This window comes from Psychrobacillus mangrovi (assembly GCF_037104765.1).
GTDB lineage: Bacteria > Bacillota > Bacilli > Bacillales_A > Planococcaceae > Psychrobacillus > Psychrobacillus mangrovi.
Genome location: NZ_JBAWSY010000015.1, coordinates 69,331 through 78,808, shown reverse-complemented (window position 1 = coordinate 78,808; position 9,478 = coordinate 69,331). Strand labels below are relative to the sequence as shown.

The window sequence follows — 9,478 nt, the reverse complement described above, 5'->3', positions numbered from 1 at the left end:
GACTTGCATGTATTAGGCACGCCGCCAGCGTTCGTCCTGAGCCAGGATCAAACTCTCCATAATAGAGAACTTAAAAAGCTCATTTTGTTTTGCTGGCATCATCATTAAATGATGTCAAAATTGTTTGCTCTCCGACTAACCGAAGTTAGTCTATCAAGCTATATGTCTTAACGTTTTGCATGTTCAGTTTTCAATGTTCATTTTGTCGTTTTGTTTTGGCGACCTTTGTATCTTAACATCTTTTTAACATGAATGTCAACACTAAATCATAAAATTTATTAGAAAGAATGGAAAGGTGCGATTTTACAATGAAAACAAAGCTTTTATTAATCGGAACAGTGCTAGTATTTTTAAGTCTATTTTTTATTATCCCAAATAATTATTCTTCTATGCTTCCCGTTTTTCAGTTAACTGAAAAGCCTACCGTTGTCTCTAAAGGAACACATGGCAAAACAATCACAATCGATTTAACTTTTGGTAAAGAGGATATGGAAACTTTCATAAAGGACTTGCAAGCACCTTATCCACATTTTTTCATTAGCAATGATTGGATAAAACGTTCCCCGTCACTTATTAAAATAATGAAAGAGAAGAGTATCCCAATTAGTCTATTAGGGCAAGATGGCGCTAAATATATAGAAGATCCTAATTTATTTAAAAAGGAAATCGATGAATTTGAACAATCAATTGGTGAACTTCCACTTTGGTTTCGGACAAAAGATTATGTGTTTCCTATGGAATTACAAAAAATAGCATGGCAACATGAGGTCAATTTACTAAGTTCAAGTAAATACTGGGTAAAAGGAGATCAAATTCCGAAGCTTAAGAAAGGTGATATACTAAGTGTACCGCTCCATCAAGAGGAAAGAATAGATATAAAGCAATTAAATCAACTACTTAAAACTGACTCTCTTCTTTCTGTTGAACAAAATATATTTGGCTTAACAACTAAAAGTAAAACTATACCTGATTAAAAAATTGCTCTGACTATTATATGTCAGAGCAATTTTTTATTTCGTTTTTACCGCAACGGCTTCTTTTCTTGCTTTTCTACGTTCTTCTAGTTTTTTTCTATCTACATCTGATTTTGCATTGTATTTTGGTAAAGCTAATAATTGGTAAGCATTAACTGCGAGAATTGGGAATAATAATAATGTCACCCAGCTATCCACGTTGTCAGCTCGTACCATTAATACTGGTAACCACTCTAAAGTAGAAACAACAATCATAAAAAATAATGCAGATATTAACGTATGTTTTTTTGTTATTTTGGCTTTAGTTATCGCAACAATCACAGCTGTCGCGATCATTATAAATAATAAAACAACATATAACCATACTTGTCCGGTTGTTTCTGCGTTCGGTTTAAAGCGGAAGAAAATTAAATCAAAAATAACGATAACTATTATTAATAATTGTACCCAATTCCATAACGTTAATGTTCTAAAAATATTTACACCCATTTGATGAATTGTTAAATATGCAAAAAAGCCCATTTGAGTAATTACGCTTATAGTAAATCCCATTACAACCATAAAGGCTAATGCGGCAAAAAACTCACTCCATTGACCAGCCTCAAAATATTTAGCAAAAGCATCGTCCCAACGTATAAATAAACCTAACACTCCTGTGATTAGTCCACCTATCCACATAGCATTTAGAAAAAATTTAATCCAATTTCGAATTGTCACAGCAAGAAATCCCCCATATCTTTCTATTTCCCATATAGATTGTAACAACCATTTACAAAAAAATCTATTTGTTACTTACTTCAGTACATATTTATATAAAAAATGTGAACAATAATTGAAAGGATGGTGATTGATTTGAAGTATTTTGCCCTCATTTTATTAACTATTGGCTTACTGTCTGGGTGCAACGGTAGCCCTACCTCTTCCCCGCCTTCTTATGATGAGATGAAAAAGGTAGTAATAGATGCTTTACAAACAGAAGAAGGAAAGAAATCTGTTCGAAAGCTTTTAGATGACCCTGAATTTCAAGGATTGTTAGTAATTGATAACGAGCAAGTGAAGAAGTCCGTAGAACAAACGATGCTTTCAAAAGATGCCGAAAAGTTTTGGAAAGAAGTTTATCAAGACCCTAAGTTTTCAGAGACAATGGCAAAAAGTATGATGAAACAACAGGAAGAATTAATGAAAACTCTTATGAAGGATCCGGAATATTTAAAAAGTCTTGAAAGTTTTTTCGGTTCCGCTGAAATGAATAAAGAGTTAGGAAAAGTACTACAATCTCCTGATATGCGCAAAGAAATGCAAAAAGTAGTAGAAGAAACCATACAAAGTCCTTTATTACAAACCAAGTGGCAAAAGCTAGTAGAAGAGGCTGGCAAAGGGCAGGGCGGTGGTGGTGGTTCTGAAGGGAAGGGTTCAGGACAGGGAAAAGAAGCAGGAAAATAAGGCCGCTCCTTTTTGGGAAACGGCCTTTTTTTTATGCTTTTTCAATTACATTTTGTGCAATATCTAAATAAATTTTACCTGTATCATGTGTTTCTCCATATACAGATGGAGCAAAGTCAATATCGTTCCAATCAGGTTGTCCTAGAGGAATTTGACCAAGTAATTCCGTACGAAGTTCATCGGCAAGTTTTGGTCCCCCACCTTTACCGAATACATATTCACGTTCACCAGTAGATTTAGATTCATACCAAGACATGTTTTCAATGACACCTAATATTTCATGATCTGTTTGTAAAGCCATTGCACCTGCTCTTGCAGCTACGAATGCAGCAGTTGGATGCGGAGTTGTGACTATTATTTCTTTAGAGGCAGGTAGCATTTGATGAATATCCAAAGCAACATCTCCTGTACCTGGTGGTAAATCTAACAATAGATAGTCTAACTCTCCCCACTCAACATCTTTAAAGAATTGGTCTAAAGCTTTCCCTAGCATTGGTCCACGCCAGACAACAGGTGTGTTATTTTCTACGAAGAATCCCATAGAAATAACTTTTACCCCTTTACGATTTACAGGGATAATACGATCTTCTTTGATTTGTGGCATATCTTTAACACCCATCATATCAGGAACACTAAACCCATAAATGTCTGCATCTACTAAGCCTACTTTTTTTCCTAATCTTGCAAGTGCTACCGCCAAGTTTACAGATACAGTTGATTTACCAACGCCACCTTTACCAGAAGCGATGGATATAATTTTCACTTTACTATTTGGAGAAAGGATGCTTTCATTATCACTTTCTTTAGCTTGACCGCGGAATTGCTCTAATACTTCTTTTGGAAGCTCTTCAAAACGAATACCTACAGTTGCTGCTCCTGCATCCTTTAATACTTCTACTACTTTCCCTTGCAATTGCATTTGCTCTGCAGAATTAATTTTAGCAATTGCTAGTTTCACACTGACGTGATTTTTTTCTTCTTTTATAGAAACCTCTGATATTCCGTTTGTTTCTTCTAATGTTCTATGTAAAAATGGATCGTTTAATTCTCCTAATAATGCTCTTACCTGTTGCTCATTAATCATTTGTAGACACTCCCCTTTAAGTTAAACTATTCGCAATATAGTATACCATATACGAGTGTCTACATTCCCTCACATTGACTTAGTAAATATTATCTTCTACAAAACGACGAACACCCTTTGTAACAGCTTCTACCATTTGCTTTTGATACTTATCGGATTTTAGTAATTCTCTCTCTTCATTATTACTTATAAATCCAGTTTCCAATAACACAGTAGGTGCTTTTGATTTCTTTAAAATATAAACCTGTTTGATGGCAAGTGCTTCTCTTTCTGTATTCCCAATATCTTCACGGATTGCTCCTTGAATGGATTTCGCTAATAATTCTCCATTCTCATGGCCTTCTGCATGATAGAAGACTTGCGCACCTCTCCATCTTTCCTCTGGAACTGCATTTACATGTAGACTGATTACTATATCCGCTTCCGCGTTATTGATAATCTCTTCCCGTAGAAGTAAATCCGCACGCTTCCTTGAACGGATTGTTGGAAAATCTTCATCGGGAGCATGCTCAGCAATTGCGTCCCCTTCTTTACGGCGAGTCATCACAACAGTTGCTCCGTTTTCTTTTAGGACCTTTTCCAGTTTTAGAGACATAGAAAGCGTAATATCTCTCTCTACTGTTTCTCCATGACTGGCGCCTCCATCCAAACCTCCATGTCCAGGGTCAATTACTATTTTCACTCCACTTAATGGTTCCGGCATGAAAAAACTTAAATCGCTTGCTTTTGTACTATAAAACACAGCAACTAAAGAGATTAAAAACAATACTCCAATAACCAGCCATTTTTTCAGTTTCATCGCTCCTTTTTCACTCATTATACGTATGAGGGACAAAGAGTATGTTAGCTTTTTGGAACAAGTTATTTAATCTTTATCTATTCGATAAATCCCTTTTTTATTTCTAATAACACAGTCATTTTTCTTGAAAATATTGATCATATGCTCATTACTTTCATCCGTACTTCCTACGTACGTATTGGCGTTCATCTTTTTTAATAGATATAACGTTATCTTATGAATCTCAGCACCAAGTCCCAGACCTCTCATACTGGGTACGATACCAAAGTAGAACATTCTCCCTTCATCAGTTGTACCCATCTCTATATACGGAATGCTGATTCCGACCAATTCGTTGTCCTTTAAAAAATAATAGCAATGACTTCTCCAGTTATCTCCCAGTTCTTGAGAAAGTGCAGCCATTATTTGTTCAATTGGCTGGGGAATGTTTTTATTCGCCGACCCTGAACGACATAATTCATATGCATCGGCAAATTCTTCATCTGTCATTGACCCTTCTGATAGAGCATGGAATATGAAATCACTTTCATTTAGCTGTTCTTTCTCTAATGCTTTTGTATATTCATGGATAACCGAAATTCTTCTAAAACCTTTTGCAAGTAACCAGTTTTCAAAGTCTTCTTCCATAAGTAATGATAAATACTCAATTTTTTGTTCCTCGTATTCTTTTAATAGCTTTGTAAATTCCTCTTTGTATTCTTCCTCAGACTTACCTTCTATTTTAATTTGATCAACTAACCAATATGCATTGTTTTTAATGATGTTGAATAGGCGCATTTATAACTCTCCTCACTTTGTTACTTAAATAAAAGGATGGTACGGCCAGCACAGTAATAAATCCAATGATGGTAAACACCATCCCCCCTCCATTCAAGCTATCTAATAGAAACCCACCCAAACTCGGTCCAGCTATCCTACCAATCGATTTCACGCCAGATAATGCAAAATAAGTTCCTTTTTCATGGTCCTCGCACATGTCATCGATATGTATGTCTACCATCGTGAACACTAATACTTCTCCAGCAGTAAAGATGACCATCGCAATGATTAACATGAAAATGTGCTCATTCTGACCAAAGAAAAACAAACCTATTGATAATAGAGCGCTTCCGATCATCAAAGAGGTCGTTGTGCTAATTACTTCCCCTAACTTATAAACAAAATATTGAATTACTATGACAGTAATAGCATTGGTTGTGATGAGCCATGAAAAATAAGTTATAGCTAGCTCATGATCAAATGTAATACCTAAATACTGACTAAAGGTAGAATCGAATTGGCTATAACCGAAACTGATGAAAATTAAAGCTAATATAAATATGCTAAATGCATGATCCTTTTTAAAAACATAGAACGATTGAAAAATAGATATTTTCTTAGAGTCTATCGCCACTTGCTTCATTGGATACTTTTTAAAGATAACGGCGAACGTCACAATATTAATAAAGAAAATAAAACCAACTGCGAAAAACAGCTTCTCCATCCCAAATTGTTGAAAATAGACCGACGTTAACGGAGCAATCGCCGCAGAAATATTAATTAAAAAGTACCGGATGTTAAAGATGAACCGTCTATTTTCAGGCTCAGTATAAAGACTCAATAGCACACGATAAGTAGGTTCTACTATAGCCTGACTTATCCCCAATACTGCCGCAAACAAAATGAACCCAGCATAATGATCGATAAATGGGAAATAAAAATAACACCCCAAATAACCAATCAGTCCGGTAATGATGACTTTATCCTTCCGAAACTTATCAATATAAGGTCCAACAAAGAAACTCATAAACAAATTAGATAACGCTAAGGTAGAAATTATTGCCCCGATTTGAAAGCCTGAATAATGAAATTCATCTAATAAAAACAACGTGAGATACGGCAACACTAAAAAAGTGCCAAACCGAGCAATAAAAATACTAAACAGAATAGTGGTCGTCACAACATTAAATTTATTTCTCATAATATACCTCTTCATATGTAATAATTTCCTTTTTAATATAACCCTACTAAAACAACGAAACAATATAATATTTCTGGTTCCAGTTTTATTTCTGGTATGTTACTGGTGCCAGGCACCAGTAACATTCCTGTAATACTATGTTGTTAGGTTTTATATTTACTGCACTAGGAGTTTTTCAATCTTCTCATTTTGATTAAGTCGTTTCTTTTTTAAAGTTGCTCACAATTACTTAGAATAGAGGTATTAATTAAAACCGAGGGGATTCTATCATGGGGAATGTATACAGTGAGATTGTTCAATTTCAAGGAGATCATTATAACTTCGGATACATGCAAGGGAATCTTTTAAAAGAATCGCCAATATTAATAAATCGAAAAAAGCAGTGGGCTCCAAAAAGTCGTCACTTCATTATTAATGAATCAGAGTTCCAAAATGTAATTTTGACATTTGCACCTCAAATTTGGGATGAGATTCAAGGACTTGCAGATTCTTTGAATTGGAAGATGGAAGATGCGATACGAGAATTCGGTGGATATTATCTTGAATACGGAAGAAGCGGTTGTTCGATTTATACAGGAACTGAATATATGGTTCGCAACTATGACAATCATCCATTTTCATATGAAGGACGCTTTACAATTTATCAACCGACCGATGGAGGATATGCCGTAATCGGTCCTTCCATGCAAATTACAGGTCGTACAGATGGGATGAATGAAAAAGGACTTGCAATGGGCTACAACTTCATTAATAGAAAGAATTCAAGTGATGGCTTTGTCTGTAATATGATTGGTCGAATTATTTTAGAAACGTGTGCAAACGTAGAAGAGGCAATTGATCTTTTGAAAGAAATTCCACATCGTCATTCATTCAGCTATGTTTTATTGGATCCTAAAGGAGAGACTTTTGTGGTGGAAGCTTCACCAAGGGCGGTAGAAGTTCGTCAATCAAATGTATGTACAAATCATTTTGAAGAATTGACGGAAGAAAATCGATATCGTACGGATGATTCCTTCCGAAGACAGCAAGAGATTCTTCAACAACAAAACTACGTAACAGATCCTTATACTGCATACCGAATGATGAATGACTCAGATAAAGGCGTATTCTCTAAAAAATATGGAGCATGGGCAGGTACTTTACATACCTCCATCTATTTTCCAAAGGAAATGAGAATTGGATTTACACTTGGTGGCGATCGATTACCACTTATATTTGATTTCAACGAATGGATGCAAGGGGGAAAAATGAAAGCGAAACGTATAAAAGGCGTACTCGATTCAAACCTTCCTTTTATCAATATGGAAGAAATCAAAAATATAAAACATCTGTAACATATCTCGTTACAGATGTTTTTCTATCGGTGTATATAGGTAGAAGTCTTTCTCATATTAATAATAAAAAAAGACCCCCAACCAAAGTGGTTGAGAGCCTTTGAAACGCAATATTAACGTTTTGAGAACTGAGGTGCACGACGAGCGCCTTTAAGTCCTGGTTTTTTACGTTCTTTCATACGTGGGTCACGTGTTAAGAATCCTGCAGATTTTAATGCTGGACGGAAATCAGGGTCTACTGTAAGTAGAGCACGTGCAATACCATGACGGATTGCTCCTGCTTGACCTGTGAATCCACCACCATTAACATTTACGTGAATATCGTAGCTACCTAGAGTTTGAGTAGTTACTAATGGTTGTTTAATAATTTCACGTAAAGTTTCGTATGGTACGTAATCTTCTACGTCACGTTTGTTGATAACGATTTTTCCTTCGCCTGGTACTAAACGTACGCGTGCTACTGAACTTTTACGGCGACCAGTGCCGATATATTGAACTTGTGCCAAGTGTATGTCCTCCTCTTATTAATTATCCGCGAAGCTCGTATGCTTCTGGTAGTTGTGCTGCATGTGGGTGTTCTGCTCCAGCGTAAACGTGAAGTTTTGAGAACATTTGACGTCCTATAGTGTTTTTAGGAAGCATCCCTTTAATTGCTAACTCGATCATTTTTGTTGGGTACTTAGTACGCATTTCTAATGCAGTACGTTGTTTAAGTCCACCTGCAAATTGAGTGTGACGGTAGTAAATTTTGTCATTTAACTTGTTCCCAGTTAAATGAATTTTGTCCGCGTTGATAATGATCACATGATCACCTGTGTCAACGTTTGGTGTGAATGTTGGTTTGTTTTTACCACGTAAAATAGCAGCTACTTCTGAAGCTAAACGACCAAGAGTTTGGCCTTCAGCGTCAACTACTAACCATTTACGTTCTACTTCGTGACCTTTAGCCATGAATGTTGTACGCATGTATTTTGTCCTCCTAATTCAATCATAATCGATCTAAAATTTTCTATATCCTCATACCAATAAGTTTCGGGGCTTATATTGTGGGGTTAATGAAAATACCATACATCATCATACCCCGGATACTTCATTAAGTCAAGTATTTTTCATAAAACACCTGGAAAGGTTGTTTCATTAGAAATACTCTACATTTTCCAGGTATAAACCGTGTGGTGGCGCGGTTTTTCCTGCTCTCTTTCGATCGCAAGAATCGACTATGGTCCGCATCTCCTCCACACTTTTTTTCCCGATTGCAATTTCCCATAAAGTTCCTGCAATTATACGAACCATATTATATAAAAAACCATTTCCGTTAATGACCATATGCAATTGATTCGACTCTTTTTTCACTTCGAATTTAACAGAATGAATAGTTCTTACGAAATCTTTTACACTAGTATTAGAAGCACAAAAACTGGAGAAATCATGAGTTCCCAATAAGTGGACAGTTGCCTCTCTCATTAATTCCACATTAGGTTTATTTCGATCTACATGTACAGAATAATTTCGCTCAAAGGGACTTTGGACTTCATTTAATGACCAAATATAACGATATGTTTTACCAGTAGCATCGTACCTTGCATGAAAATCATCACGCACTTGCTCTACAACTAGAATGCGTATATCCCCGGGAAGCTGTACATTTAGTGCAGTTCTCCAACGTTCCATTGGTAGCGTTAGCGAACTATCGAAATGAATGACTTGTCCCGTAGCATGAACACCAGCATCTGTTCGTCCACTAGCAACTACTTTTATGGATTCTCCTTTATGCATGACACCAAGAACACGTTCTAGCTCTAGTTGAACAGTTCGTTTCCCTGGTTGCACCTGATATCCAGAAAACCCACTTCCATCATAACTGACGATTGCTTTTAATCTCAC

The 9,478-nt window shown here is 36.0% G+C and carries 11 protein-coding genes and 1 rRNA gene; 3 read left to right on the top strand and 9 right to left on the bottom strand.

Annotation, left to right across the window (positions count from 1 at the left end; genetic code table 11):
• Window positions 1-63 (bottom strand): 16S ribosomal RNA (locus tag WAX74_RS16140); the annotation flags it as partial.
• A 245-nt stretch (window positions 64-308) separates the two neighbouring features.
• Here WAX74_RS16140 and WAX74_RS16135 point away from each other — a divergent pair.
• The gene (locus WAX74_RS16135; protein ID WP_336498689.1) at window positions 309-974 is read left to right on the top strand and encodes a hypothetical protein; all 666 of its coding nucleotides are present in this window, start codon (window positions 309-311) and stop codon (window positions 972-974) included.
• Between the two features lie 36 nt (window positions 975-1,010).
• Here the strand turns inward: WAX74_RS16135 and WAX74_RS16130 are convergent, their stop codons facing one another.
• Complete coding sequence (locus tag WAX74_RS16130; RefSeq protein WP_336498688.1) at window positions 1,011-1,691, bottom strand: KinB-signaling pathway activation protein; 681 nt, start codon at window positions 1,689-1,691, stop codon at window positions 1,011-1,013.
• 126 nt (window positions 1,692-1,817) lie between these two features.
• Here WAX74_RS16130 and gerD point away from each other — a divergent pair, with 126 nt between their 5' ends.
• On the top strand, window positions 1,818-2,417 hold the full coding sequence (gene gerD / locus WAX74_RS16125; protein ID WP_413788984.1) for a spore germination lipoprotein GerD: 600 nt from the start codon (window positions 1,818-1,820) through the stop codon (window positions 2,415-2,417).
• Window positions 2,418-2,448: 31 nt separating this feature from the next.
• Here gerD and WAX74_RS16120 read toward each other — a convergent pair whose 3' ends face one another.
• The 4 genes from WAX74_RS16120 to WAX74_RS16105 all read right to left on the bottom strand — a co-directional run bounded on the left by WAX74_RS16120 (window position 2,449) and on the right by WAX74_RS16105 (window position 6,260).
• Window positions 2,449-3,501, bottom strand: a complete 1,053-nt coding sequence (locus WAX74_RS16120) for an Mrp/NBP35 family ATP-binding protein (RefSeq protein ID WP_336498686.1) — start codon at window positions 3,499-3,501, stop codon at window positions 2,449-2,451.
• A 79-nt stretch (window positions 3,502-3,580) separates the two neighbouring features.
• A complete protein-coding gene (locus WAX74_RS16115) occupies window positions 3,581-4,318 on the bottom strand; it encodes an N-acetylmuramoyl-L-alanine amidase (protein ID WP_413788983.1) in 738 nt (245 codons plus the stop codon).
• Window positions 4,319-4,366: 48 nt separating this feature from the next.
• Window positions 4,367-5,077, bottom strand: a complete 711-nt coding sequence (locus WAX74_RS16110) for a GNAT family N-acetyltransferase (protein WP_336498685.1) — start codon at window positions 5,075-5,077, stop codon at window positions 4,367-4,369.
• Window positions 5,055-6,260 (bottom strand): MFS transporter, encoded by a 1,206-nt coding sequence (locus tag WAX74_RS16105; protein ID WP_336498684.1) that lies wholly within the window; start codon window positions 6,258-6,260, stop codon window positions 5,055-5,057. Before WAX74_RS16105 ends, WAX74_RS16110 begins: the two co-directional genes overlap by 23 nt.
• Before the next feature lie 269 nt (window positions 6,261-6,529).
• Here WAX74_RS16105 and WAX74_RS16100 point away from each other — a divergent pair, with 269 nt between their 5' ends.
• Entirely contained in the window at window positions 6,530-7,594 is a 1,065-nt protein-coding gene (locus tag WAX74_RS16100; protein ID WP_336498683.1) for a C45 family peptidase, read from the top strand.
• 113 nt (window positions 7,595-7,707) lie between these two features.
• Here WAX74_RS16100 and rpsI read toward each other — a convergent pair whose 3' ends face one another.
• The 3 genes from rpsI to truA all read right to left on the bottom strand — a co-directional run bounded on the left by rpsI (window position 7,708) and on the right by truA (window position 9,478).
• Complete coding sequence (gene rpsI / locus WAX74_RS16095; protein WP_336498682.1) at window positions 7,708-8,100, bottom strand: 30S ribosomal protein S9; 393 nt, start codon at window positions 8,098-8,100, stop codon at window positions 7,708-7,710.
• Window positions 8,101-8,122: 22 nt separating this feature from the next.
• Window positions 8,123-8,560: a 50S ribosomal protein L13 gene (gene rplM / locus WAX74_RS16090; RefSeq protein ID WP_336498681.1), complete on the bottom strand. Its 438-nt coding sequence runs from the start codon at window positions 8,558-8,560 to the stop codon at window positions 8,123-8,125.
• Between the two features lie 171 nt (window positions 8,561-8,731).
• A complete protein-coding gene (gene truA, locus WAX74_RS16085; protein ID WP_413788982.1) occupies window positions 8,732-9,478 on the bottom strand; it encodes a tRNA pseudouridine(38-40) synthase TruA in 747 nt (248 codons plus the stop codon).